The organism is Bifidobacterium adolescentis ATCC 15703, assembly GCF_000010425.1.
Taxonomy (GTDB): Bacteria; Actinomycetota; Actinomycetes; order Actinomycetales; family Bifidobacteriaceae; genus Bifidobacterium; species Bifidobacterium adolescentis.
Genome location: NC_008618.1, coordinates 298200 through 322800 on the forward strand (window position 1 = coordinate 298200; position 24601 = coordinate 322800).

Annotated in this window: 22 protein-coding genes and 3 tRNA genes; 23 read left to right on the top strand and 2 right to left on the bottom strand. The window is 62.1% G+C overall.

Translation table 11 applies throughout. From position 1 onward, the window contains the following. The first annotated feature begins 101 nt into the window (after positions 1-101). On the top strand, positions 102-419 hold the full coding sequence (locus tag BAD_RS01195) for a DUF3039 domain-containing protein (RefSeq protein ID WP_011742751.1): 318 nt from the start codon (positions 102-104) through the stop codon (positions 417-419). A gap of 186 nt (positions 420-605) precedes the next feature. On the opposite strand, the gene BAD_RS01200 is transcribed toward BAD_RS01195, so the two are convergent. After that, a complete protein-coding gene (locus tag BAD_RS01200; RefSeq protein ID WP_041777228.1) occupies positions 606-1928 on the bottom strand; it encodes a nicotinate phosphoribosyltransferase in 1323 nt (440 codons plus the stop codon). 205 nt (positions 1929-2133) lie between these two features. On the opposite strand from BAD_RS01200, the gene rph reads away from it, so the two are divergent. The 11 genes from rph to BAD_RS01260 all read left to right on the top strand — a co-directional run bounded on the left by rph (position 2134) and on the right by BAD_RS01260 (position 11737). Next, positions 2134-2898 (top strand): ribonuclease PH, encoded by a 765-nt coding sequence (gene rph / locus BAD_RS01205; protein WP_041777229.1) that lies wholly within the window; start codon positions 2134-2136, stop codon positions 2896-2898. A gap of 122 nt (positions 2899-3020) precedes the next feature. After that, complete coding sequence (locus tag BAD_RS01210) at positions 3021-3701, top strand: non-canonical purine NTP pyrophosphatase (RefSeq protein WP_041777230.1); 681 nt, start codon at positions 3021-3023, stop codon at positions 3699-3701. A 135-nt stretch (positions 3702-3836) separates the two neighbouring features. Beyond that, positions 3837-3912: transfer RNA gene (locus BAD_RS01215), tRNA-Thr, on the top strand. Between the two features lie 92 nt (positions 3913-4004). Then, positions 4005-4085: transfer RNA gene (locus BAD_RS01220), tRNA-Leu, on the top strand. A gap of 1 nt (position 4086) precedes the next feature. Then, the gene (locus tag BAD_RS01225) at positions 4087-5094 is read left to right on the top strand and encodes an AEC family transporter (protein ID WP_011742754.1); all 1008 of its coding nucleotides are present in this window, start codon (positions 4087-4089) and stop codon (positions 5092-5094) included. 344 nt (positions 5095-5438) lie between these two features. Continuing rightward, a complete protein-coding gene (pgi, locus tag BAD_RS01230; protein WP_026647255.1) occupies positions 5439-7136 on the top strand; it encodes a glucose-6-phosphate isomerase in 1698 nt (565 codons plus the stop codon). Positions 7137-7533: 397 nt separating this feature from the next. Further along, positions 7534-7899, top strand: a complete 366-nt coding sequence (gene rplS / locus BAD_RS01240) for a 50S ribosomal protein L19 (protein WP_021912811.1) — start codon at positions 7534-7536, stop codon at positions 7897-7899. Positions 7900-8017: 118 nt separating this feature from the next. Next, on the top strand, positions 8018-8665 hold the full coding sequence (gene lepB, locus BAD_RS01245; RefSeq protein WP_021912812.1) for a signal peptidase I: 648 nt from the start codon (positions 8018-8020) through the stop codon (positions 8663-8665). Next, positions 8665-9381: a ribonuclease HII gene (locus BAD_RS01250; RefSeq protein WP_041777232.1), complete on the top strand. Its 717-nt coding sequence runs from the start codon at positions 8665-8667 to the stop codon at positions 9379-9381. Before lepB ends, BAD_RS01250 begins: the two co-directional genes overlap by 1 nt. Before the next feature lie 161 nt (positions 9382-9542). Next, positions 9543-10235: an ABC transporter ATP-binding protein gene (locus tag BAD_RS01255; RefSeq protein WP_231837111.1), complete on the top strand. Its 693-nt coding sequence runs from the start codon at positions 9543-9545 to the stop codon at positions 10233-10235. Continuing rightward, positions 10232-11737: a hypothetical protein gene (locus tag BAD_RS01260; protein ID WP_011742760.1), complete on the top strand. Its 1506-nt coding sequence runs from the start codon at positions 10232-10234 to the stop codon at positions 11735-11737. The genes BAD_RS01255 and BAD_RS01260 overlap by 4 nt, the downstream gene beginning before the upstream one ends. A 47-nt stretch (positions 11738-11784) precedes the next feature. Here BAD_RS01260 and BAD_RS01265 read toward each other — a convergent pair whose 3' ends face one another. Next, positions 11785-12729, bottom strand: coding sequence for an AEC family transporter (locus BAD_RS01265; protein ID WP_011742761.1), 945 nt, complete (start codon positions 12727-12729; stop codon positions 11785-11787). A gap of 137 nt (positions 12730-12866) precedes the next feature. Between BAD_RS01265 and dapE the strand changes: the two genes are divergently transcribed. From dapE to rplK, 11 genes are all read left to right on the top strand, one after another. Further along, on the top strand, positions 12867-14063 hold the full coding sequence (gene dapE, locus BAD_RS01270) for a succinyl-diaminopimelate desuccinylase (RefSeq protein WP_038445334.1): 1197 nt from the start codon (positions 12867-12869) through the stop codon (positions 14061-14063). Positions 14064-14554: 491 nt separating this feature from the next. Further along, positions 14555-17311, top strand: a complete 2757-nt coding sequence (locus tag BAD_RS01275; protein ID WP_374937068.1) for an Rne/Rng family ribonuclease — start codon at positions 14555-14557, stop codon at positions 17309-17311. 144 nt (positions 17312-17455) lie between these two features. Further along, positions 17456-17764: a 50S ribosomal protein L21 gene (rplU, locus tag BAD_RS01280; RefSeq protein ID WP_011742764.1), complete on the top strand. Its 309-nt coding sequence runs from the start codon at positions 17456-17458 to the stop codon at positions 17762-17764. Positions 17765-17803: 39 nt separating this feature from the next. Continuing rightward, complete coding sequence (gene rpmA, locus BAD_RS01285; RefSeq protein WP_003807757.1) at positions 17804-18055, top strand: 50S ribosomal protein L27; 252 nt, start codon at positions 17804-17806, stop codon at positions 18053-18055. Between the two features lie 76 nt (positions 18056-18131). Further along, entirely contained in the window at positions 18132-19823 is a 1692-nt protein-coding gene (gene obgE, locus BAD_RS01290) for a GTPase ObgE (RefSeq protein WP_011742765.1), read from the top strand. Between the two features lie 82 nt (positions 19824-19905). Continuing rightward, the gene (gene proB, locus BAD_RS01295; protein WP_003807760.1) at positions 19906-21039 is read left to right on the top strand and encodes a glutamate 5-kinase; all 1134 of its coding nucleotides are present in this window, start codon (positions 19906-19908) and stop codon (positions 21037-21039) included. 117 nt (positions 21040-21156) lie between these two features. Further along, positions 21157-22371, top strand: coding sequence for a pyridoxal phosphate-dependent aminotransferase (locus BAD_RS01300; protein WP_172458538.1), 1215 nt, complete (start codon positions 21157-21159; stop codon positions 22369-22371). Between the two features lie 256 nt (positions 22372-22627). After that, positions 22628-22703, top strand: a tRNA-Trp gene (locus BAD_RS01305). A 33-nt stretch (positions 22704-22736) separates the two neighbouring features. Next, entirely contained in the window at positions 22737-22964 is a 228-nt protein-coding gene (gene secE / locus BAD_RS01310; protein ID WP_003807764.1) for a preprotein translocase subunit SecE, read from the top strand. A 24-nt stretch (positions 22965-22988) separates the two neighbouring features. Then, complete coding sequence (nusG, locus tag BAD_RS01315) at positions 22989-23813, top strand: transcription termination/antitermination protein NusG (RefSeq protein ID WP_011742767.1); 825 nt, start codon at positions 22989-22991, stop codon at positions 23811-23813. A gap of 344 nt (positions 23814-24157) precedes the next feature. Further along, the gene (rplK, locus tag BAD_RS01320) at positions 24158-24589 is read left to right on the top strand and encodes a 50S ribosomal protein L11 (RefSeq protein WP_003807772.1); all 432 of its coding nucleotides are present in this window, start codon (positions 24158-24160) and stop codon (positions 24587-24589) included. Positions 24590-24601 lie beyond the last annotated feature (12 nt).

Genomic DNA, 24601 nt, shown 5'->3' on the forward strand with positions numbered 1-24601 from the left:
GTGTTGGCGCGGTTCGTGCGCACGGGTGGCGGCGCAATGCGGCTCGGCTATGATGGAAGGCAGTGGGGCCGCGATCGCGGCTTGTGTGAGGAGTCTTAATTATGGTATTTGCGATTTTCGATGGCCTGTTCGGATCCGACGATCCGGTTTCGCCGCTGTCCAACCCGGATGCGGGTACCGGTACCGCCGTTCTGGAACGTCCTGAAGAGGAAACGAAGCTTGATGACGGTGGCAATGGCGATGCCGACCGTTTCGCGCATTATGTGTCGCGTGACCGTATCGCCGAATCGAAGATGACGGGCCGTCCGGTTGTGGCGTTGTGCGGCAAGGTGTGGGTGCCGAAGCGTGACCCCACGCATTACCCGGTGTGCCCGGATTGCAAGCGCATCTATGACGAGATGATGAACAGCTCGTTCTGATTGCCGTTCGACCATGTTGCCGATTCATGCCGCCGGTTGCGGTGGCTGAACGTGGCGATTGAATATGGCGGCTGGGTGCGGCGCAACGTCGTATGTTATGCAAAAACCGACGCCCGGTGAATCACCGGGCGTCGGTTTTTGTTATGTCGTTTGCTCCGTACAGGGCGGTTCACGCCATGACGGACGTCACAGCACGGTGACTTCGGTCGGGATGACCGGATCGCCCTTCATCAGGCTCTGTGCGCCGATCGGCAGTTCGGCGAGCGCCTGCGCGCGGTAGTTGTGCGCGTTGACGATCGCGTCGTGGCCCTGGTATTCGCTGTGGTTCTCGCCATTGGTGACGTAGTCGACGAGCAGGTCCTTCCAGCCGTCTTCCGGCTGGTATGCGGCGAGCTTGTCTTCGGAGCCGGAGATGACGTGTTCGCAGTCGGCCAGCGAGTATTCGTAGGAGCGGAAGGCGAGCTTGCGGCCCGGAACGGTGGCCTTGTCCTTCGACTTCTTGGCGACCGGCTGCATTTCGCCGGCGGAGTTCTCGCGTTCGGTGAGCTTGTAGACCATCGCGCAGGTCGGGGCGCCCGAGCCGGTGACGAGCATGGTACCCACACCATAGGAATCGACCGGAGCGGTCTGCAGAGAGGCCAGTGCGTACTCGTCGAGATCGTTGGTGACGGTGATCTTCGTATTGGTGGCACCAAGCGCGTCCAGCTGGTTGCGCACGCGCTGCGCGAGGGAGGCGAGATCGCCGGAATCGATGCGCACGCCGCCCAGTTCGGGGCCTGCCACGTCGACGGCCGTCTTCACGGCCTCTTCGATGTTGTACGTGTCGACCAGCAGCGTGGTGTTCTTGCCAAGCGCGGCGATCTGCGATTCGAAGGCGCTCCGCTCGTCGTCGTGCACCAGGGTGAAGCAATGCGCGGCGGTGCCGATGGCCTTGAGGCCGTACATTTGCGCGGCCAGCAGATTGGCGGTGCCCTTGAATCCGCCCACCACGGCGGCGCGGGCGGCTGCGACGGCGGCCCATTCGTTGGTGCGGCGGCCTCCCATGTCCATGCACGGGCGGTCCTTCGCCGCGCTGACCATGCGGGACGCGGCGGAGGCGACGGCGGAATCGTAATTCAGAATGCTCAGCAGCAGCGTTTCCAGCAGCGTGCATTCACCGAACGTGCCTTCGACCTGCAGGATCGGCGAGTTCGGGAAGAACATCTCGCCTTCGTGGTAGCCCTTGATGGAGCCGGAGAAGTGGAAGTTCTCCAGCCATTTGATGGTTTCCGGGCTTACCACCTTGCGGTCGGCGAGGAATTTCAGGTCGTTGTCGTCGAGGTGGAACTTCTCGAGCGCGTCGAGGATGCGTCCCTGTCCGGCAGCCACGCCATAGTGGCGGCCCAGCGGCAGATGCCGGGTGAAGATCTCGAATACGCACTTGCGGTTGGCGGTGCCGTCCTTCAGGCATGCGTCAAGCATGGTGTATTCGTACATGTCGGTCATGAGTGCGGGTGAATAATCCAGCATTTCCAAAGCCTTTCTTGACTTTTGGTGAAACTGACCATAAGTGTAGGACCCACGGTGGCCAATCTTTGGTTGCATCCCATCATACGTGCAGGAGGGGTCTCGAGGCGCGGCGTGCTTGGCTGGTGATAGGGTCGAATGCTGAAAAGACGAGTAATCGGACGGCGGCAAAAGCCGAAATCAGCGGAAAGCGAAGTGCAGAACAGCAATGGTAGCGATTAAGGATATGTTGGGCGACCAGACCGTGGTGCGTGCGGACGGACGCAAGGTCGACGAACTGCGCCCGGTGCGCATCACCCGCCATTTCACGGACGTTCCGGAAGGCTCCGTGCTCATCGAATGCGGCAACACGCGCGTGATGTGCACCGCCACGTTCACCGCCGGCGTGCCGCGCTGGCGCAAGGACTCCGGCCTGGGCTGGGTCACCGCGGAATACGCGATGCTGCCGCGCGCCACCGCCGACCGCACCGACCGCGAGTCCGTGCGCGGCAAGATCGGCGGCCGTACGCACGAGATCAGCCGTCTGATCGGCCGCTGCCTGCGTGGCGTCGTCGATATGAAGGCGCTCGGCGAAAACCAGGTGCAGATCGACTGCGACGTGCTGCAGGCCGACGGCGGCACCCGCACCGCTTCGATCACCGGCGCGTACGTGGCGCTCGTCGACGCGATGCATTGGGCCGAGGAACACAAGCACGTCAAGTCCGCCAACCGCGTGCTCAAGGACTGGGTCTCCGCCGTCTCCGTCGGCGTGATCAACGGCAAGCCGATGCTGGACCTGCCGTACATCGAAGACAGCCAGGCCATGACCGACATGAACGTGGCCATGACCGGTTCCGGCGATTTCATCGAGATCCAGGGCACCGCCGAGCATCGTCCGTTCAACCGCGCCGAACTCAACACCCTGCTCGACCTCGCCGAAAAAGGCAACAGGGAGCTGCAGGCCGCCCAACGCGCCGCGCTCGCGCTCGACTGAGCCGATCGACGGCACGGCATGCGCTGAATGTAGGACGTTGACGGTCCGATGCCGGCGACTCGGCGCGCATGGAACAACGCAAACAGATATAAGTCGGAAAACGACGGAAGGAACCGTAAGGCATGAAGATCATCGTCGCCACGCATAACGAAGGCAAACTGGCGGAAATCCGCCGCATTCTCGAGGAACGTCTCGGCGCGGACGCCGCCGACATCGAGCTCGTCTCCGCAGGCTCCCTGGGATTGCCCGATCCGGTCGAGGACGGCGTGACCTTCCAGGAGAACGCGCTCATCAAGGCGCGCGACGTGGCCGAACGTACCGGCTGCCCGGCAGTCGCGGACGATTCCGGCCTGATCGTGGACGTCATGGGCAACGCGCCGGGCATCCTGTCCGCACGCTGGGCCGGCGAGCACGGCAACGACAAGGCCAACAACGCGCTGCTGCTCAAGCAGCTGGCCGACATCCCCGACAGCAAGCGCACCGCACGGTTCCGCTGCGCCGCCGCGCTGGTCCTGCCAGGAGAGCGCAAGACGGACGGTGCGGATGATGATAAGCCGTACACGATCGCCAGCGAAACCGTCGAAGTCGGCGAAATGCCGGGCGTGCTGCTGCGTGCCCCGCGCGGCGCCAACGGTTTCGGCTACGATCCGCTGTTTGTGCCGAACGATCAGCCGCAGCGTGCGGTCGACGCCGGCGAAAAGCTCACGTCCGCCGAAATGGAGCCGGCCGAGAAGAACGCGGTCTCCCATCGAGGCAAGGCGCTGCGCGCGCTGGTCGCATCGATCGAAGCGCTGGTCAAATAACATCGGATGACGGCCGCGACGGGCGCTTGCCGTGGCGCGCGACACTGGATGGCGTGCGTGCGATTTGTGCTCGTCCGGTTTTTCCGCTATGCTTTGTTTCTTGTGCGCGGCTAGCGTATGCTTACTGGGCATTGCGCCACTTTAGCTCAGTCGGTAGAGCGGCTCACTCGTAATGAGCAGGTCGACAGTTCGATTCTGTCAAGTGGCTCCACTGCCCTAGATGTTCGGAGGTTTTCCGAGCATCTAGGGTTTTGCATATGTGCATCCGTGCGTATCGGTTTTCGCCGTGCGCGGATGGTGATTGCGCGAGTGGCGGAATTGGTAGACGCGCAGGATTTAGGTTCCTGTGTCTTTGACGTGTGGGTTCAAGTCCCATCTCGCGCACATGTCCACGTTAATTCAGCCAATCGCGCTGCTGGCCATCATCCTCACCGGCTACCTGTTCAAACGCGCCGGCAAATTCAAAAACCGCGACTACCGCATCATGCAGGTCGCCCTGTTCAACCTGGTTCTGCCCTGCGCCATCATCTACTCGTTCGCCACGAACCCGCATGATTCCAGCATGCTGTGGATCTCCGTCTTCGGCTTCGTGGTCGCGTTCATCCCGCCCGTGCTCATCTTCCTCACCACACGTCACACGCCTGTGCAGGATCGCGCGTTCACCATGCTCAACGGTTCCGGCTTCAACATCGGCTGCTTCTGCTTCCCCGTGGCACAGGCGTTTCTCGGCACCGCGGCGATCGTGCCAGCGGCCATGTTCGACATCGGCAACTGCGTGATGGTGGCGGCCGGCACGAACGTCATGACGCAGACCCTCCTGCACATCCAGCCCGGCAAGACCTTGGACGAGCAGTACCAGGGGCATGCGCCGGTGCTGCCGTATACGAAACCCAAGGATCGCGATGCCCGCCGGCTGGCACGCCACGCGCTGCTACGCAACGTGGCGAAAGGCTTCTTCGGCTCCATCCCGTTTGACACCTACCTGGTCATGATCGTGCTCATGCTTGCCAATGTGAAGATCCCCGCCGTCGTGGCCACGTTCGTTGAGCCGCTCGCCAACGCCAACTCGTTCGTCGCCATGCTGATGGTCGGCATGCTGATGGACCTGCCCGCCGGCCGTGACGATGTGATGAAGCTGCTGAAGATCATCGGCCTGCGACTGCCATTCGGCCTGCTGTCCGCCGTCTGCGCATGGTTCGTGCTGCCGTTCGGCGCCAATGTGCGCGAAGCCGTGGTGATGTGCTGCCTCGCGCCAATCGCCGTGTTCTCCACCCTGTTCACCGACGAAGTGCTCGGCAATGCGAAACTCGCCGGCTTCTCGCTGTCCGTGTCCGCGATCATCGGCCTGGTCATGATGACCGGCGCGCACTTCCTGCTCGCCGCCATCGCCTGACTTGCGTAAGCCGCGTGCGTGGTCGTGCGTAAGTTGCGTACGTAATCGTAATGCGATCGTTGCATACGACAGCCGTTTTCACGTGCGTTGAAGCTTTCCCGCTGAACGTTGCATACGATTTCAGTAATCGTCGTTTATCTGGCATGTCGCCACTGAAAAGTGGTCGGAACCGCGGTATATCGCGCTTCCGACCGAATGTGTTAACTCGGGAAACATTTTTGTGTTGTTCTGTCGGCTTTTGTGAGTATCTTGTGAGGTGAAGAAAACGGCTCGTGCCGTGGAAAATCGAACGAGATTCCACCGTCACGTTCCGCTTCACAGTGATGATGAAAGGACCTATCAACATGGCCATCAATCCTCCCGTTGACGCCACCAAGACCCCGGAGTGGGCCGCGCTGCAGAAGCACTACGACGAGCTGCAGTCCGAGGGCATCAGCCTCAAGCAGTGGTTCGCCGATGACGCCGAGCGCGTCGAGAAGCTGAGCTTCGATGCAGGCGACCTGCACTTCGATCTGTCCAAGAACCTGATCAAGCCGGAGACCCTGCAGCTGTTCGCCGACCTGGCCAAGGCCGTCAAGCTCGACGAGCGCACCAAGGCCATGTACACCGGCGTGCACATCAACAACACCGAGGACCGCGCCGTGCTGCACACCGCGCTGCGCCGCCCGGTCGAGGACGAGGGCAAGTACATCGTCGACGGCCAGGACACCGTCAAGGACGTGCGTGAGGTGCTCGACCGCATCTACGCGTTCGCCGACAAGGTCCGCTCCGGCGAGTGGACCGGCGTGACCGGCAAGAAGATCGAGACCGTGGTCAACATCGGCATCGGTGGTTCCGACCTGGGTCCCGTCATGGTGTACGAGGCGCTGAAGCCGTACGCAGACGCCGGCATCTCCGCCCGCTACATCTCCAACATCGACCCGAACGACCTGGCCGAGAAGACCAAGGGCCTCGATCCGGAGACCACCCTGTTCATCATCGTTTCCAAGACCTTCACCACCTTGGAAACCCTGACCAACGCCCGTGAGGCCCGCACCTGGCTGCTCGAAGAGCTCAAGGCCAAGGGCGCCATCGACGGTTCCGACGCCAAGAACGCCGAAGCCATCAAGAAGCACTTCGTCGCCGTCTCCACCAACCTGGAGAAGGTCGCCGAGTTCGGCATCGACCCGAACAACGCGTTCGGCTTCTGGAACTGGGTCGGCGGCCGTTACTCCGTCGATTCCGCCGTCGGCACCTCCCTCGCCGTGGTCTTCGGCCCGGCCCGCTTCGAGGAGTTCCTGCACGGCTTCCACGAGATCGACGAATACTTCGCCAACACCCCGTTCGAGAAGAACGTCGTCGTGCTGCTCGGCATGCTGAACGTGTGGTACCGCAACTTCTTCAAGGTCGCCTCCCACGCCGTGCTGCCGTACGACCAGTATCTGCACCGCTTCCCGGCCTACCTGCAGCAGCTGACCATGGAGTCCAACGGCAAGTCCGTGCGTTGGGACGGCACCCCGGTCACCTCCGAGACCGGCGAGATCTTCTGGGGCGAGCCGGGCACCAACGGCCAGCACGCCTTCTACCAGCTGATCCACCAGGGCACCCAGCTCATCCCGGCCGACTTCATCGCGTTCGTGAACACCCCGAACCCGACCAAGGACGGCGACCAGGACGTGCACGAGCTGTTCCTGGGCAACTACTTCGCCCAGACCAAGGCCCTGGCCTTCGGCAAGACCGCCGACGAAGTGCGCGCTGAGGGCACCCCGGAAGAGATCGTCCCGGCCCGCGTGTTCACCGGCAACCGTCCGACCACCTCCATCTTCGGCGTGGCTCTGACCCCGTTCGCGCTCGGCGAGCTCATCGCCCTGTACGAGCACATCACCTTCGTCGAGGGCACCGTGTGGGGTCTGGACTCCTACGACCAGTGGGGCGTCGAGCTCGGCAAGCAGCTTGCCAAGCAGATCACCCCGGCCATCTCCAAGGATGACGACGCCCTGGCCGCCCAGGATCCGTCCACCCAGTCCCTGATCAAGTTCTACCGCGCCAACCGTGAGTTCTGATTCCGCTGCGTTGCATCAGAACTCACGGTTGCGCGCGCCGCACGGTGTTGTCTGGTGAACGGTCTGGCGACCGTTCATGCCGCGAGTTCTGATCTTCCATCGAAACGTGGCGTCTAGCGCGTACGTGGCATACCCCATCCGTGTCTTACGGATGGGGTATTTTTGATTATTGCTGTGCTGAAAGGTGGGATGCCGCATAATCCCGCTTTTCTTTGGGTCCAGCCGGAACGGTCGCAGGTAACTCCGGCCGTGCTTTATCGCAATATTTCCGGCGGATCGGCAACCCTTCGCAGGCAGACCTGCGGAGCGGAAGAACAGGCCGAGACGGCAATCGCAAGAACGCCGTACGAAGCCCTTACCTGTGCGCCGATATGCGGCGGCGACTCGAGGAAACACAATGGTTAACGCTATTGAGGCATTTGACGCCAAGCACATGAAGCCGGCCGAGGAAATCCCGGCTTTCCGTCCCGGTGACACCGTCGAAGTCAACGTGAAGATCAAGGAAGGCAACAACTCCCGTATCCAGGCCTTCACCGGCGTGGTGATCGCTCGTCAGGGCGGCGGCGTTCGTGAGACCTTCGTGGTCCGCAAGATCAGCTTCGGCACCGGTGTCGAGCGCCGCTTCCCGCTGCACTCCCCGGCCATCGATTCCATCAAGGTGGTCCGCAAGGGCCGCGTGCGTCGCGCCAAGCTGTACTACCTGCGCAACCTGCGCGGTAAGGCCGCTCGTATCGTCGAGCGCCGCGACAACTCCGAGAAGTGAGTTCGAATCGCAAATAAAGCGTGGAATCGGCTCTTCGGCAACCCGTCGAGGAGCCGATTTTCTATATTGGGCCGCTATGATAGGGGCCAGTGCGTGAAACCGGACGGTAAGGAATCCCATGAAGCATGCCAGAAGAAGAGTCGAAAGCGAGGAAAGCTTCGGCTTACGAGACACCCTGATCTGGTGCGGCATACCCATCGTCATCGTGCTGCTGGTGCGCATGTTCCTGTTCGGCTTCTACGTGATTCCGTCCGGCTCCATGCTGAACACCATCGAACCGGGCGACCGGGTCATCACCAGCAAACTCACCCCCAAAGTCTTCAAGCTCCAGCGCGGCGACGTGGTGGTCTTCAAGGACCCCGACCATTGGCTGCAGCAGGAGAACAGCGGCCGATTCGGCGGCGACTACCTCATCAAACGACTTATCGGCCTGCCCGGTGACACCGTGGCCTGCGAGGGGCCCGGCAAGCCGGTCACGGTCAACGGTGTGGCCATCGACGAAACTTCGTACATCCGCTCCGGCGTGGACCCCAGCTCCTTCGCGTTCAGTGAAAAAGTGACTGCGGGACATGTGTTCGTCATGGGCGACAATCGCGCCAATTCCGCCGATTCCCGCTACCATCAGGACGATTCCTCGCACGGCCTCGTGCCGGTTTCCGACGTGGTCGGCGTCGGTCTGGTCAAGTATTGGCCGCTGAACCACATCAGCACGCTGGACGCGCATCACGACGTGTTCAAGGACGTGCCGGAAGGATCTGCCGACTGATGTCCGTTTCCATAGTGCCCACGCTGGATATGGAACGGGCGATCGCGGCCTCCGGCTACGACGTGATCGTCGGCTTCGACGAGGTCGGCCGCGGCTCGCTCGCCGGTCCCGTCATGGTCGGCGCCGCCGCAATCCGCACGTGCGACCTGTCCGGTCCGTCGCCGCTTGCCGTACCCGACGGCGTGGCCGATTCCAAAATGCTGACGGAACACCGCCGCGAAGCCATATTCGAAGAGCTTAAATCGTGGTGCGCGTCCTGGGCGGTCGGCTCGGCCAGCAACACGGAAATCGACGATTGGGGCATCTCCTACGCGCTCGGCGTGGCCGCGTTGCGTGCGCTGTCGGAAGCGGAGACGAGACTCGGCATCGACGGCAACGGTCTGCTTGACGGGCGGCCGGTGAAGGTCGGGGCGATCCTCGACGGACCGAACGACTACATCACCAAAGCGCTGAACACCTTCGACGCGCCTGACGTGCCGGTTCCTGCGGAAGTCTCTACCAAAGTGAAGGGCGACAGGTACTGCGCCACCGTGGCCACCGCAGCCGTCATCGCCAAAGTCACGCGAGACCGGCTCATGGTCGAACTGGGAGCGCAACCCCAATATGAACCCTATGAATGGGCCCACAACAAGGGTTACGGTTCGGCCGCACACCGTGACGCCATCGCTGAATTCGGACCCAGCGACCTGCACCGCCTCTCCTGGCATCTCGTCTGACATACGGCATCTCATCCGCAGTCCGCGATTACGCTAATCCTTGCGGATGATGCATGCCGGAAGGAAACCTGTAAGTTCATCCCGCCGTCTGATGGCCGGGACCAATCCGTTTCCGTACCGTAGGAAACATGGAACACATACTTCACGCGACCGATCTGGTCATGGATTATTCGACCCAACAGGCGACACCGAACGCCACACACATGCTGGCGCTCAATCACGTGGATTTCGGCATCCAGGCAGGCGAAAGCATCGCGGTCATGGGACCGTCCGGTTCCGGCAAATCGACGTTACTGCACGCACTCGCCGGCATCATCACCCCGACAGCCGGCAATGTGATGTTTCGCGGTGCCAACCTGGCGCGGTTGAGCGACGCTGACCGCACCAAACTGCGCCGCAGCGCCTTCGGCTTCGTCTTCCAATCCGGACAACTGCTGCCGGAACTGCCGGCCATCGAAAACATCGCGTTGCCGATGATGCTGGGCGGCGCAAGCTACCAGCAGGCCACCGACACGGCCATGCTATGGCTGGAACGATTGGGATTGCGCCAGCTCGCGCAACAACGTCCCGGCGAAATGAGCGGCGGCCAGATGCGGCGCATCGCCATCGCACGTGCGCTCGCCGCGCAGCCGGCAGTCATCTTCGCCGATGAACCGACCGGCGCGCTCGACCAGACCACCGGCCACGAAATCATGAGCATTCTCATGCGGACCGCACGACAGACCGGCGCGGCCGTGGTCGTGGTGACGCACGATTCGAACGTGGCCGCATTCTGCGATGCCACCGTTACCATGCGTGACGGCAGGCTGAGCTCGCCGCAGCAATCCCAACCTACCGCCGGAGGCGCACGATGAACATGTTCCGATTATGGCGATTGTTCCACCGCTCCGGCACCCGCGGCACATCCAGCCGCACCTCTGCGCTGGCCATCGTTGCCTTCGCATCCGCCACCGCCGTCTTCCTAACCGTGCTCGGAGGCCTGCATGGCTTCATCTGGCGGGCCTCCGCCGACCACACGTTCGGTTGCATGATCAATTCCAACAGGTGCGCGCCCGGTACATACGAAACATGGTCCAAAACCCTGGCGCACGCCGACAAGCTCGTCGCCACGGTCGGCGACGGCCATTGGACGGCCGACCAGGCCACAGCCGTCATGAACACCTATTCCGACGGCTATGTGCTGCTCGCCGCATTCGCCAGTCTGCTACTCATCGTGCCGTTCGTGGCGCTCGCCGGCTCGGCGGCCCGTCTCGCGGCCTCCCGCAGGGACGCACGTCTCGCCGCACTGCGACTTGCGGGCGCCACCACCGCGCAGGTCACGAAACTCACCGCGCTCGATGCTGGTGGCCAGGCTCTGCTTGGCGCGCTGGTCGGCATGGCCGGCTACTTCGCGCTGATACCGGCGATCATGCTGCTCGACTTCCAAAACCAGCATTTCACCTTCGAACAGTTGTGGGTGGGACTGCCTGCTCTGGCGGCCGTGACCGTCGGAGTCACGCTGCTTGCCTTGGTCTCCGCGCTGGTCGCCCTACGCCGCGTGGCCATCACCCCGCTTGGCGTGATGCAACGTACCGGACAACCCATGCCGTCCGCATGGCGCGCACTGATTTTCCTTGCCGTGTTGGCCGTAGGCTACCTGCTGCTCAACAGCATCTCCGCATTCGCGCACTTGGGTCAGATGGTGGTCTACGCCATCATCTTCGGCGTCTTCTTCCTCGGTTTCGCCATGGTGAACGTCGTCGGTACCTGGGTGGTGGCGATGCGCGCCAGATCGCGTGCGAAACACCCGAAGGACGCGGCCACTATGATTGCCATGCGCCGTATCCTCGACAATCCCAAGCGTGCTTGGCGTAACGTGTCCGGTGTGGCGCTCGCTGTGTTCATTGCGGGGATGACGTCGGTGTGCGGATTGCTCGCCACCGGAATCGGAGGCAACCACGACCCGTTCGACCCATCTATGCTGTACATGCGCGATATAGCGATGGGTGGTTTCCTGACGCTCGCCTTTGCCGCGGTGCTCGCCGCCGTCAGTTCCGGCGTGATGCAGACGGGCAACGTCTACGACCAGGCCGACGAGTACCGCATGCTTGCGTTGGAAGGCACGGATGAGGCGACGCTCGACAAGGCACGCATGATGGAAGTGATCACCCCGCTCAACACGGTGATGGCCGTTTCATTGGGGTGCTCGGTGTTGTTGCTGTTTCCGATTCTGGCAACGTCGTTGCTCAATCCGGCTTCGTTGCTTACGTTGGCCGCGGGAATCGGCTTGTGTTATGCGCTGATGGTGCTCGGAGGGTGTGCCGCGAATCATGCGGCGCACGGGCTCGGTCATGCCGGCTACCGTATGGACGATTGATGGCCTCGCCGCGGCGGTCGTGGATACCGCGGCGAGGACTGGCGAGGTCAGCCGAGCAGCACCGCGATAATCGCGATGAAAATCGGCGACGACAACGTCGAGAACAGAATGCCGTCGCGTGCGAACGACAGACCCACGTTGTACCGCGCCGCGTAGTTGTAGACGTTCTGCCCGGTCGGCAGAGCGGCGAGCACCACGCACGCGTACAGCGTGGCGCCACGGAAGCCCATCACGAAATACGACAGCAGGAACGCGATGATCGGCATCACAATGTTCTTCAAAGCGGCCACCGTGAACACCGCCGGAATATTCGACTTGTCCTGCAACGGCTTCGTGCCGTGCAAGGACATGCCGAACGCCATCAGAATCATCGGCACCGCGGAATTGCCGATCATGTCGATCGGATCGTAAATACAGTCCGGCACCACGAAATAGCCGACCTTCGCGGAAATCGCGGACACCACAATGCCCAGCAGCGAGCCGATGAGCAGCGGCTGATGCAACGGCTGCTTCAAAATCTCCTTCGCGGAGACCTTGCCTTTGGTGGTCACGTCGAGCACGGTCAGGCCGATCGGCGTGAACACCGCCTGCTGCATGACCAGAATCGGTGCGACAAGCGCCGGATTGCCCAGAATGTACGTGGCGATCGGCAGGCCGATGTTGTTCGAGTTCAGATACAGCGAATTCAGTGCGCCGATGGTGGCGTCCGCGGCCTTCATATGGAAGAACAGCCGGTTGAGAATCAGGAAGACCACGCCCACCAGCAGCGCCGAAAAAAACGCCACGACGATGGAGGAATGGAAAATCTCGAAGATTTTCTCCTTGGACAGGATGGCGAACATCAGGCACGGACTCGACACGAAGAAGCTGAACCTGTTGAGCACCATCTGCGCGGTCGGCCCGCCGATGCGCATGCGCGCGGCCACATAGCCGGTCGCGATGACGATGCCGATGACGCAGAAACCTTCCATCGCGCTTAACAGACCCGGCATTGCACTCTCCTTTTCGTTGCGGCCGTTGCCTTTCGACCGCTATCTAGTGTGGCACCAAGCGCGCGTCGGTCGTATGCACGTCTCAAAAGCGAGCCCGATACACGATTGACGGCACGTTTTGCCGGATAATGGACGGCATGAACGAACTTACGATTGGATTTTCCGCTTCCGCCAGCAAACAGGAGCAGTTGAACGAGCTGATGAGGCAGATCATGGGCTGCTATTCCGTCAGCGATGACGAAGGCCCGTTGACGGACGCCGTCGAGGTGTTCCTGAAAAAACAGCCGCATCTGACGGTGCGCAGGCACGGCGACACATTGGTGGCATCCACCGATTTCGGCCGCGAGCGCCGCGTGATTCTTGCCGGCCATCTCGACACGGTGCCGGTGATTGACAATTTCCCGCCGAAATGGCTTCAGCCGGGCGATCCGCTGATTCGCGAGGATGTGGCGGCCGGTCATGAGCATGAGCGTGTGATCTGGGGTCGTGGCGCCACCGATATGAAGGGTTCCGACGCGGTCATGCTGTATCTGGCGGCCACGCTGACGGATGCGAAATACGATTTGACGTACGTGTTTTACGACCATGAGGAAGTCGCGGCCGAGAAGAACGGCCTGCGCAAGGTGGTCGAGTCGCATCCGGATTGGATCACCGGCGATTTCGCGATCATCGGCGAGCCGACCGATTGCGGCATCGAGGGCGGCTGCAACGGCACGATGCGATTCGACGTGATCACGCACGGCGTTGCCGCGCATTCGGCCCGCGCCTGGATGGGCAAGAACGCGATCCACGCGGCGGCCGAGATTCTGAACCGTTTGAACGCACATGAGAACCGCGCCATCGAAGTAGATGGCCTGACCTATCAGGAGGGCCTGAACGCCACGCTGATTTCCGGCGGCAAGGGTACCAATGTGATTCCCGACGAGTGCCGTGTGCACGTCAACTACCGGTTCGCGCCGGACAAGTCGCTCGCCGAGGCGAAGGCGCTGATGATCGGCGCGGATGCGGGCGCGAAACTCGGCAACGGCGAGCATCAGGCCACTGGTGGCGTGTTCGAAGGCTTCGGCATCGAGATGAAGGACGAATCGCCGAGCGCACGTCCGGGCCTCAATTCGCCGCTTGCCCAATCGCTGGTATCGCTTGTCAAGGAACGTACCGGTCGTGACCCGCTTGCCAAGCTGGGTTGGACGGATGTGGCGCGTTTCGCGATTCTGGGCATTCCGGCCGTGAATCTCGGCGCGGGTAGCCCGCTGCTGGCTCACAAGCAGGACGAGCAGCTGCCGGAGACCGATCTGCTGCTCATGGCCGACCTGCTGGAGGACTGGCTGCGTTGAATCGCCGTTGAGTCGTTGCTGAGCTGCCGTTGAATCGCCGGTAATTCGCTGCCGCGGGCTTGCCGCAGAACCACTATTGGTCCACCGTTGAACCGCTGCTGAACCACTATGCCGGCGCACGTTCATTCACGGCGTGTCAACGCGAATCATTGGAAAACGGAGCGTGTAGGGGGAATAAATTTCCCGTCCTGTCACGCTCCGTTGTTTTTTGTGTCATACTTATAGACGGTGGTTCTGCAAGACCGCCGACGCATCCGATGGCGTTGATCCCCTCGCGTGAATGTTCTGTGAGTCGCGAGCGCAGGTGTCCGCCGTCGCATGATGAAGACTTTTGACGGAAGTTGCTTCCTACGGGCGCCATGATGCGCGGCCACGGTGAGAGCGTGGTGTGAGAACCGTTGGGGCTTGAGTGAAGGCGATGCGATTGCAGCGCGTTGCCGAGGAGCGTTGTGCCTACTACCAATGAGGGCCTCGATCAGGTCGAGGCTGTTGTGTCATCCGATAATTCAACCAATAATGCGGCAAGCAGTGCGGGTTCTGTGTCTGCCGATCCGGCTCCGCGCCGCCGTCGTGGAGGTCGCCGCGTGGTGCGTGGCGTAGGTGCCGCGGGCGCGTCTTTGGAGCTGAAGGTCGAGGAGCATGCCAAAGCCCCCTTGTTTGAGGAACCGAAGCTTGAGCCTGTCCAGCCTGCGCGTGATTCCGCCGATTTCAATGATGCCGATGACGCCGAGCCGTCGCGTCCGCGTCGTCGTCGCGTGACCCGTTACGATGACGACGATGAGATGCGTGACGAACGTCCGCGCCGTCGCCGTCGTTCCTCTGTGGACGTGCAGGACGAGGATGATCGCCCGTCGCGTCGCCGTCGCCGTATCAGCGACGAGCCGCGTGATGACCGTGACGATCGTGACGATTACGGCAATCGTGGCAATCGTGACGAATCATCCGAAGACCGTGCGCTCGACGCCGTCAGCGCGCTGCCGGAAGGCCATGAGACGCGTCATAATCCGCGTCCGATGACGTCGCTGCTGTTCCAGGAGCCGATTCTGCCGGCCGCCCCCGCGGGCCGCGGATCGTCCGACGATGACGATGCTGACGATACGGGCCGCAGAGGTTCGGACGATGCCCGTGACAGCCGTGATGACCGCGACGATGACCGTCCGACTCGTCGCCGCCGCCGTCGCAGCCACGACACGGCCGACACGGACCGCACGGACGCTTCGAATGACGGTCGCGGCCGTGATGATGGCAATGACCGCAACAACGACGCCGAAGACGATGATCATGGCGATTCCCGTCGTTCCCGTCGTTCCCGTCGTCTGAACGCGCAGGAACGTCGTGCCGCTGCCGAAGTGGAGCAGATCGAGGAGGACCTGGTCCTCGATGGCATCACGTATGCGCCGATCGATGACGAGTCCCGCAATGGAAACGATGATGATGACGAGCAGCCGACGCGCACCCGTCGCCGCCGTCGCGGACGCGGCAACCATGAGGAAGCCGACGAGCAGCAGACCTCCGAACGCGAATCCCGTCGCCGTCATGAGGATGACGATGAGGAAGAGGGCACGGTGACCCGTCGCCGTCGCCGCCGCCGTGGAGGGTCGAAGGCCGAGGAATCGGACGAGACGATGTCCCGTCGCTCCCGCAAGCAGCAGTACATCGACGAAATCACCGACGTCGAAGGATCCACCCGTCTGGAAGCCAAGAAGCAGCGCCGCCGCGACAACCGTCGTGAACGCAGCCGTCAGAACCAGCTCATGGAGCAGGACTTCCTGGCCCGTCGCGAACACGTCGAGCGTCTGATGGTGGTGCGCGAACGTGAGCGCCACACCCAGATCTCCGTGATCGAAGACAATGTGCTCGTCGAGCATTACGTGTCCGACATCCAGGAAGTGGCCACCGTCGGCAACATCTATCTTGGCCGCGTGCAGAACGTGCTGCCGAGCATGGAGGCCGCGTTCGTGGACATCGGACAGGCCCGCAACGGCGTGCTGTACGCCGGCGAGGTGAACTGGGATTCCGCACGTCTGGAAGGCCAGCCGCGTCGTATCGAACTGGCGTTCAAGTCGGGCGATCCGGTGCTGGTGCAGGTAACCAAGGATCCGATCGGCCACAAGGGCGCAAGGCTTACCTCGCAGGTCACCTTGGCCGGCCGTTTCCTCGTGCTGGTGCCGTCCGGCGGCATGACCGGCGTGAGCCGCAAGCTGAGCGAGCGTGAGCGCGCCCGCCTGAAGAACATCGTGTCGAAGATCGCGCCGAAGGATATGGGCGTGATCATCCGAACCGCGGCCGAAGGCGCTTCCGAAGAGGCCATCACCAAGGATCTCGAGAACCTGGTGCGCCAGTGGGAACGCATCACCGCCAAGCGCGACGAGTTCCTGCACGGCAAGCGTCCGAAGCTGCTGCAAGGCGAGCCGGACGTGGCCATCCGCGTGGTGCGCGACATCTTCAACGACGACTTCTCCAAGATGATCGTGGAAGGCGACCGCGTGTACGAGCGTATCGAGGAATACCTCGACACGATGGCCCCCGACCTGAAAGACAAGCTCGAGAAGTGGGATCCGGCCGAACATGACGGCAAGGACGTGTTCGACAAGTGGCAGATCGACTCCCAGTTGCGTAAGGGCATGGAACGTCAGGTCTACCTGCCGTCCGGCGGTTCGATCGTCATCGACCGCACCGAGGCCATGACCACCATCGACGTGAACACGGGCCGTTTCATCGGCCGCGGCAAGAGCCTCGAGGAAACGGTGACCCGTTGCAACCTCGAAGCGGCCGAAGAGATCGCGCGACAGCTTCGTCTGCGCGACATCGGCGGCATGGTGATGATCGACTTCGTCGACATGGTCATGCCGGCCAACAGGGATTTGGTGCTCCGCCGACTGGTGGAGTGCCTGGCGCGCGACCGCACCAAGCATCAGGTGGCCGAAGTCACCTCGCTGGGACTGGTGCAGATGACGCGCAAGCGCATCGGCCAGGGTCTGGTGGAGGCGTTCTCCGAGGAATGCCCGACCTGCAAGGGCCGCGGCTTCATCCTCCATGACGAACCGACCGTTTCGGCGGATTACGACGATCCGTACGCCCTGAAGGGCGGCGATCCGTTCGTCAAGACCAACAAGCATGGCCATGGCACGGACGTGCAGGTGCCGAAGGGCTCCTCGCCGGACGTGAAGGCCAAACTCGCGCAGATCGCGGCGGCAGCCGTGGCCGCCAACAATGCGGACCTGGGCGAGGAAGAACAAGAAGAATAAAGGAAAATCCCGGTATGTCAACTTGACACGCCGGGAGCAGACTTGCGGTTGTACGCGGGTATGTGTAGATTAGATTGCTGGTGTCTGGCCGCGAGGCTCGAACGTGCCGGGCAGTAAGCTTTCCAAGTTAATAAAGGAACGGATATGTACGCTATTGTGAAGGCCGGCGGCCATCAGGAAAAGGTCGAGGTCGGTGACGTCATCCTCGTCAACCGTCTCAACGCCAAGAAGGGCGACACCGTGGAGTTTCCGGCTGCCCTCGTGGTGGACGGCTCCAAGGTCATCCTCGGTGCCAAGGATCTCGCCAAGCTCACCGTCAAGGCTGAGGTTGTCAACGATGAGGCCAAGGGTCCGAAGATCAGCATCATGAAGTACAAGAACAAGACCGGCGTTGCTCGTCGCAAGGGCCATCGCCAGCAGCTGACTCTCGTCAAGATCACGGCTATCGCCTGATTCGCGTAGGGTTAGAGTCAAGGACCGAAAGGAACAGACATGGCACATAAGAAGGGCGCGTCCAGCTCGCGCAACGGTCGCGATTCAAACGCGCAATACCTCGGTGTGAAGAAGTTCGGCGGCGAAGCCGTCGTGGCCGGCAACATCATCGTTCGCCAGCGTGGCACCAAGTTCCACCCGGGCGAGAACGTCGGCATGGGCAAGGACCACACCCTGTTCGCCCTCAAGGACGGCAGCGTGAAGTTCGGCGTGCGTCGTGACCGCAAGGTCGTCGACGTGATTGCCGCCTGAGACACGCGCAAATAACGCTTTTGATGAAAGACCGCGCCCATATGGACGCGGTCTTTCTGTTATGTAAGGTAGATACATGAGTGATTTTGTGGATCGAGTGACCGTCCATGTCAAGGGCGGCGACGGCGGCAATGGTTCCGCCGGCATCCGTAGGGAGAAATACAAGCCGTTGGCCGGCCCGAACGGCGGCAATGGCGGCGACGGCGGTTCCGTGATCTTCATGGCCGATTCGAACGCCAACAGTCTGCTTGATTACCGTTTCATGCCCCACCGGGAGGCGGAAAGCGGCACGATGGGCCTGGGCGACACGAAGGACGGTTCGAAGGGCGCTGACCTGATCCTGCCCGTCCCGGTGGGCACGGTCGTGTTCGAAGCCAAGGGACCGCAGGGCAAGCCGAAGCATCCAGGCGAGCAGCTCGCCGACCTGCGTCATGCAGGAGACAAGTTCGTCGTGGCCGCGGGCGGCAACGGTGGTCTTGGCAATGCGGCGCTGGCCAATCGCACCCGTCGTGCGCCGGGCTTCGCACTGCTGGGCGAGCCGGGCGAGGAACGTGACGTCATCCTCGAGCTCAAGTCCATCGCCGACGTGGCGCTGGTGGGCTTTCCGTCCGCAGGCAAGTCGAGCCTGATCGCGGCGATGAGCTCCGCCAAACCGAAGATCGCCGACTATCCGTTCACCACGCTTGTGCCGAACCTCGGCGTAGTGGTGGCCGGCGACATGCGCTACACCATCGCCGACGTGCCGGGCCTGATTCCGGGCGCATCCCAGGGCAAGGGCCTCGGCCTCGAATTCCTGCGTCACATCGAACGTACTGAAATCATCGCCCACGTCATCGATTGCGCCACCCTCGAACCCGGCCGTGACCCGATGAGCGACTACCAGGCGCTCGAACACGAGCTCGCCGAATACGCCGGCAAGCTCGAACTGCCGCTCGGCGCGATTCCGATCCCCGAACGTCCGCGCATCATCATCCTCAACAAGGTGGATGTGCCGGAAGCCAAGGAACTCGCCGAATTCGTCAAGCCCGAATTCGAAAAGCTCGGCCTCAAGGTCCACATCATCTCCACCGCCTCCCACGAGGGCCTGAAGGAACTCAACTGGGCGCTGGCCGACCTCGTGACCAACATGCGCGCGGAAGTCGCCAAACGCGAGCAGGCCGAGGAAGAGGCCCGCGTGGTCATCAAGCCGCTCGAGGAGCCGCGCAATCGCCGTCGCCGTAACGACGAAGGCGGCAACGCGCTCGACTTCACCGTGGAACGCAAGGAGAACGGCAACGGCGAAGTCTGGTACGAGGTGCTCGGCACCAAGCCGGAACGTTGGGTCATGCAGACCAACTTCGATAATGACGAGGCCGTCGGCTACCTTGCCGACCGTCTGGCCAAGCTGGGCGTCGAAGACGAGCTGCGGCACAAGGGCGCCAAGCCGGGCGACGAAGTGCGCATCGGCCGTGGCGACCGTGCCGTGGAATTCGATTGGGATCCGACCATCGCGGCCGGCGCGGAAATGCTCGACGGCACCCAGTTGGGCGCACGCGGCGTCGACCTGCGACTGCAGGAATCGGATGGTCGTGCGCAGCGTCGTTCCAACACGGAACGCCGTCGCCAGTACCACGAGATGATGGACGCCCGTCAGGCCGTGCGCGAAGCCATGATGGCCGAACGCAAGGCAGGACACTGGGCCGATCCTTCCGTGGACGACGACCGTCACGACGAAACCAGTCTTTTTGGACGTGGCGAGACCGCCGACGACGAGGATGTGGAACAATAGAACCATCCAACGAAGCCCGCTGATGTGCCGATGGCATGTCGGCGGGCTTTTTCAATAGCCGGTAACGGTACCGGGAGGAACTATGAACACGCCATCGCAAGCGCAAGTGCGCAGGGCCATCGCCGAAGCGCAGACCATCGTGGTGAAGGTGGGCTCCAGCTCGCTGACCGAGCCGAGCGGCCACTTGGATCCGCAACGGTTGAACGCGCTTGTGGCGGCCATCGCCCGCGTGCGATTGATGGGCGGCCGCGTGGTGCTGGTCTCCTCCGGCGCGATCGCGGCCGGTTTCGGCACGCTCGGTTTCGACAAGCGTCCGACCGACGTAGCCGACCAGCAGGCGTGCGCCGCCGTCGGCCAAGGCCTGCTGATGGCCCAGTATGAGGCCGCTTTCGCACGGTACGGGCTGCGTGTCGGACAGATCCTCATCACCGTTTCCGACACGATCGCCCCACAGCAGTACCGCAACGTGCGCCGTACGCTCGACCGCCTGCTCGACTTGGGCGCGGTGCCGATCATCAACGAAAACGATTCCCTCGCGTCCAACGAGATCCGGTTCGGCGACAACGACCGTCTGTCCGCGCTCATCGCCAACATCGTCGTCGCCGACGCGCTCGTCCTGCTCACCGACGTGGACGCGCTGTACACCGCGCCGCCAAGCGAGCCCGGCTCGAAACGCATCTCCTATGTGCCGAACGTCGAGGACGCGCTGGCGAAGGTTCAGGTCGGCGGAACCGGCTCGAACGTCGGCACCGGCGGCATGGTCACCAAAATGGAGGCCGCGCGCGTCGCCGCGGTGTCCGGCATTCCCGCGGTGTTGACATGCGCGTCGAACGCAGGTCCCGCGATGATGGGCGATCCGGTCGGCACCGCGTTCGCGCCGATCAACGACCGCGGTTCGTCACGTAGGCTGTGGATTGGCTTCGCCTCCCACCCGCAGGGCACGCTGGTGGCCGATTCCGGCGCGGCCAAGGCGGTGCGCGGGGGAGCGGCCAGCCTGCTTGCGGCCGGCGTGGTGGAAGTGAAGGGCGATTTCGCCGCCGGCGACGCCGTCTGGGTTGACGACGAGCAGGGCAACCATTTGGCCAAGGGCCTGGTCGGCTTCGACTCCGAGGAGATCCCGCAGATGCTAGGACGCAATACGGCCCAGCTCAAGCGTTTCCTCGGCGAGGAATACGCGCATCCGCTGGTGCACCGCGACAATCTCGTACTGGTCTGAGCCAGTGCAAAAGGTGTGGTTAGGCCATCGATTTCGCTTCAAGCGAAGCGTTCGCGGCGAAATAGACGTGTGTCGTGGGGCTGTCGTTTTTCGCGTGGCAGGTCTAGCATTACAGGCATGACTATGGCTGACTGGCAGACTCTATCCGACCGTATCAATCACGTGGCTCCGAGCGCTACTCTGGCCGTCGATTCCAAGGCGAAGGCAATGAAGGCCGCCGGAATCGACGTCATCGGGTTCGGCGCGGGAGAACCGAACTTCCCAACCCCCGCACCAATCGTCGCGGCCGCGGCCGCGGCCGTGCAGGACCCGAAAAACTACCGTTACACGCCGACCGCCGGCCTACCGGAACTGCGCCAGGCCATCGCGGACAAGACGTTGCGCGACTCCGGCTACGAAGTCGATCCAAGCCAGGTCATCGTGACCAACGGCGGCAAGCAGGCCGTCTACGAATCGTTCCAGATTCTGCTCAACGAGGGCGACGAGGTCATCATCCCCACCCCGTACTGGACCAGCTATCCGGAAGCCGTGAAGCTCGCCGGCGGCGTGCCCGTGACCGTGTTCGCCGGCGCCGACCGCAACTTCGAGCCCAGCATCGAAGCCATCGAAGCGGCCCGCACCGAACACACGAAGGCCATCATCGTGAACACGCCGAACAACCCGACGGGCGCGGTGTGGAAGCCGGAAACCGTCAAGGCCATCGCGCAGTGGGCCATCGAACACCACGTGTGGGTCATTTCCGACGAAATCTACGAACACTTGAACTATGACGGCGCCAAAACCACGTACATCGGCGCCGCGGTGCCCGAAGTGCGCTCCCAGCTGCTCGTGCTCAACGGCGTGGCCAAAACCTACGCCATGCCGGGCTGGCGCGTCGGCTGGATGATCGCCCCCGTGGACGTGGCCAAGGCCGCATCCAAACTGCAGGGTCACATGACCTCCAACGTGAACAACATCTCCCAGCGTGCCGCCATCGAAGCCGTCTCCGGCTCCCTGGACGCCGTCTACGAGATGCGCGCCGCATTCGACAAGCGCCGCCAGACCATCGTCGCCGCGTTGAACGACATCGAAGGCGTGAACTGCCCGACTCCGACCGGCGCGTTCTACGCGTTCGCCGACGTGACCGCGCTGCTGAACAAACCGATCGGCACCAACAAGACCACGTTCGCCAACACTTCCGAACTGGCCGCCGCGTTGCTTGACGAAGGCCATGTCGCCGCTGTCCCGGGCGAGGCGTTCGGCGCTCCCGGCTATCTGCGCTTCTCCTACGCGCTTGCCGACGACGATCTGGTCGAAGGCATGCGTCGCATGAAGCGTTGGATCGAGGACTGAGCCGACCGGCCCCGCGCTCAACTGACGGAAAGTTCAGTTGATAGACGATATTTTTAGCGATTCGCGCTTCGGTGACATGCCGGGCGCGAATCTTTTTTTTCGTTGGAAAATAGCGGTTTCTTGCAATTCGTCGTGAATCGGGTTGGACGAAGTCGCGAAAACCCGCTATTATTTCGACTTGGCGGTTTTGCCGTCTGCTTCTTGCGTGGTTTTGCATAGAATCCTCGCCGGCAAGTGGAGACGGCAGAGTTCACCTAGGGAAGTGGCGCAATTGGTAGCGCAACGGTCTCCAAAACCGTAGGTTGTGGGTTCGAGTCCCGCCTTCCCTGCCAAGCTTCTTACAACAAGCCCAGCGGAGGATTATTATGGCGAAGGCGAAGAACAGCGAGAAGGCCATTAAGCCGAACATCTTCATGCGCATTGGCTTGTTCATCAAACAGATTATCGACGAACTCCGCAAGGTCGTCACTCCGACCAGCAAGGAACTGTTCTTCTGGTCCCTCGCCGTGTTTATCTTCGTGCTGCTGCTGATGGCACTGGTCACCGGCATGGACTACGGTCTGGGCAAGCTGACCCTGTGGATATTCGGCTGATAAACAACTTGAAGGTGAAAGTGCATGACTGACGAAGTGTTTTCCGACAACCTCGACGAGGCTTCCAAGGCTGATACCGAGGCTGCTGCCGCTGTTGAGGCGCTGCCGGCCGAAGGCGAGGCCGTCCAGGCCGTCGCCGCCGATCAGGCGACCGATGAGCAGGCCCAGTCCGAGCAGGACGCTCCGGAAGAGCAGACCGCGGAAACCACTGAGGATGAAGACACTGAGCAGGATGCCGGTGCCAAGGCCGTCGAGGAATTCTCCAAGAGCCTGCGCACGCTTGAAGGCAAGTGGTATGTGCTGCACACCTATTCCGGCTATGAGAAGCGCGTGAAGACCAACGTCGAATCCCGCGTGGCCAGCTTCGGTATGGAAGACAAGATCTTCCAGGTCGAAGTGCCGATGGAGGAAGTCGAAAAGCACACCGAAAAAGGCAAGAAGGTCATCACCCGCGTGCGTGTCCCCGGCTATGTGCTGATCCGCATGCTGCCGGATGAGAACGCCCGTCGTATCGTCCGCGAGACCGAAGGCGTCACCGGCTTTGTCGGCCCGACCAAGGATCCGGCACCGCTGACCCGCAAGGAAGTCGTCTCCATGATGGCTCCGATGATCGCTTCCGAAGCTCTCAAGGCCGCCGGAGACAAGCCGGCTGCAGCCAAGAAGCGCAAGCTTGAGGTCTCCTACGCTCCTGGCGATCAGGTCACCGTCACCGATGGACCGTTCACCACCATGGCCGCGGTTGTCTCCGAAGTGGATCCGTCCACGCAGAAGCTCACCGTGCTCGTGTCCATCTTCGGCCGTGACACGCCGGTGGAGCTAGGCTTCAACCAGGTTGAAAAATTAGCCTGAACGTGCATGACGGAGCGTTAGCTGCGTTGCTCCAAGCTTGACGCACCTTGGTACGCCTGCGCTTGGGCGCCTTGCTACCGCACGCGTCACACCCATTCAGGAACCTGAAATCGTGATTCTTTTGAACCCCGCTTCGGCGGGGTTTCTTTGTATGTATTGCCATACGCGCAATGTCGTGGCGGAATCGCATAATAGAAAAGTTGTGTCTGGAGGGTCTCGTGTGCCTGGACAAGGCGGCGGCACCTGCTAGCACAGCACAGCAATATACGTTGCGGAAGGAACCGGACGCGGGAGACCTACTCCGGTGCCGTTAACCACCGCTTCACAGAAAGAAGAACCATACAATGGCTCCTAAGAAGAAAGTCTCGGCGCTTCTCAAGCTCCAGATTCAGGCCGGCAAGGCCAACCCGGCTCCGCCGCTGGGCCCGGCTCTGGGTTCCCATGGCGTGAACATCATGGACTTCTGCAAGCAGTACAACGCTGCCACGCAGGACAAGATGGGCCAGGTCATCCCTGTTGAGATCACCGTTTACGAAGATCGTTCCTTCACCTTCATCCTGAAGACCCCGCCGGCAGCAGCTCTGCTGAAGAAGGCCGCTGGCATCCAGAAGGGTACCGAGAACCCGCTGACCCACAAGGTCGGCTCCGTCACCAAGGCTCAGGTCCGTGAGATCGCTGAAATCAAGATGGCTGATCTGTCCGCACGCGACGTCGAAGCCGGCATGAAGATCATCGCGGGCACCGCCCGTTCGATGGGTATCACGGTTACCGACTGAGAGGAGAAGGAC

Excerpts from the sequence above, each read along its gene's own strand:
- nusG (WP_011742767.1), top strand. The coding sequence starts at position 22,989 with ATGACTGACGAAGTGTTTTCCGACAACCTCGACGAGGCTTCCAAGGCT.
- rplK (WP_003807772.1), top strand. The coding sequence starts at position 24,158 with ATGGCTCCTAAGAAGAAAGTCTCGGCGCTTCTCAAGCTCCAGATTCAG.
- BAD_RS01200 (WP_041777228.1), bottom strand. The coding sequence starts at position 1,928 with ATGCTGGATTATTCACCCGCACTCATGACCGACATGTACGAATACACC.
- proB (WP_003807760.1), top strand. The coding sequence starts at position 19,906 with ATGAACACGCCATCGCAAGCGCAAGTGCGCAGGGCCATCGCCGAAGCG.
- rplS (WP_021912811.1), top strand. The coding sequence starts at position 7,534 with ATGGTTAACGCTATTGAGGCATTTGACGCCAAGCACATGAAGCCGGCC.
- rplU (WP_011742764.1), top strand. The coding sequence starts at position 17,456 with ATGTACGCTATTGTGAAGGCCGGCGGCCATCAGGAAAAGGTCGAGGTC.
- BAD_RS01225 (WP_011742754.1), top strand. The coding sequence starts at position 4,087 with ATGTCCACGTTAATTCAGCCAATCGCGCTGCTGGCCATCATCCTCACC.
- pgi (WP_026647255.1), top strand. The coding sequence starts at position 5,439 with ATGGCCATCAATCCTCCCGTTGACGCCACCAAGACCCCGGAGTGGGCC.
- BAD_RS01210 (WP_041777230.1), top strand. The coding sequence starts at position 3,021 with ATGAAGATCATCGTCGCCACGCATAACGAAGGCAAACTGGCGGAAATC.
- BAD_RS01300 (WP_172458538.1), top strand. The coding sequence starts at position 21,157 with ATGACTATGGCTGACTGGCAGACTCTATCCGACCGTATCAATCACGTG.
- BAD_RS01265 (WP_011742761.1), bottom strand. The coding sequence starts at position 12,729 with ATGCCGGGTCTGTTAAGCGCGATGGAAGGTTTCTGCGTCATCGGCATC.
- secE (WP_003807764.1), top strand. The coding sequence starts at position 22,737 with ATGGCGAAGGCGAAGAACAGCGAGAAGGCCATTAAGCCGAACATCTTC.
- dapE (WP_038445334.1), top strand. The coding sequence starts at position 12,867 with ATGAACGAACTTACGATTGGATTTTCCGCTTCCGCCAGCAAACAGGAG.
- obgE (WP_011742765.1), top strand. The coding sequence starts at position 18,132 with ATGAGTGATTTTGTGGATCGAGTGACCGTCCATGTCAAGGGCGGCGAC.
- BAD_RS01255 (WP_231837111.1), top strand. The coding sequence starts at position 9,543 with ATGGATTATTCGACCCAACAGGCGACACCGAACGCCACACACATGCTG.
- BAD_RS01250 (WP_041777232.1), top strand. The coding sequence starts at position 8,665 with ATGTCCGTTTCCATAGTGCCCACGCTGGATATGGAACGGGCGATCGCG.
- BAD_RS01195 (WP_011742751.1), top strand. The coding sequence starts at position 102 with ATGGTATTTGCGATTTTCGATGGCCTGTTCGGATCCGACGATCCGGTT.
- rph (WP_041777229.1), top strand. The coding sequence starts at position 2,134 with ATGGTAGCGATTAAGGATATGTTGGGCGACCAGACCGTGGTGCGTGCG.
- BAD_RS01260 (WP_011742760.1), top strand. The coding sequence starts at position 10,232 with ATGAACATGTTCCGATTATGGCGATTGTTCCACCGCTCCGGCACCCGC.
- lepB (WP_021912812.1), top strand. The coding sequence starts at position 8,018 with ATGAAGCATGCCAGAAGAAGAGTCGAAAGCGAGGAAAGCTTCGGCTTA.
- rpmA (WP_003807757.1), top strand. The coding sequence starts at position 17,804 with ATGGCACATAAGAAGGGCGCGTCCAGCTCGCGCAACGGTCGCGATTCA.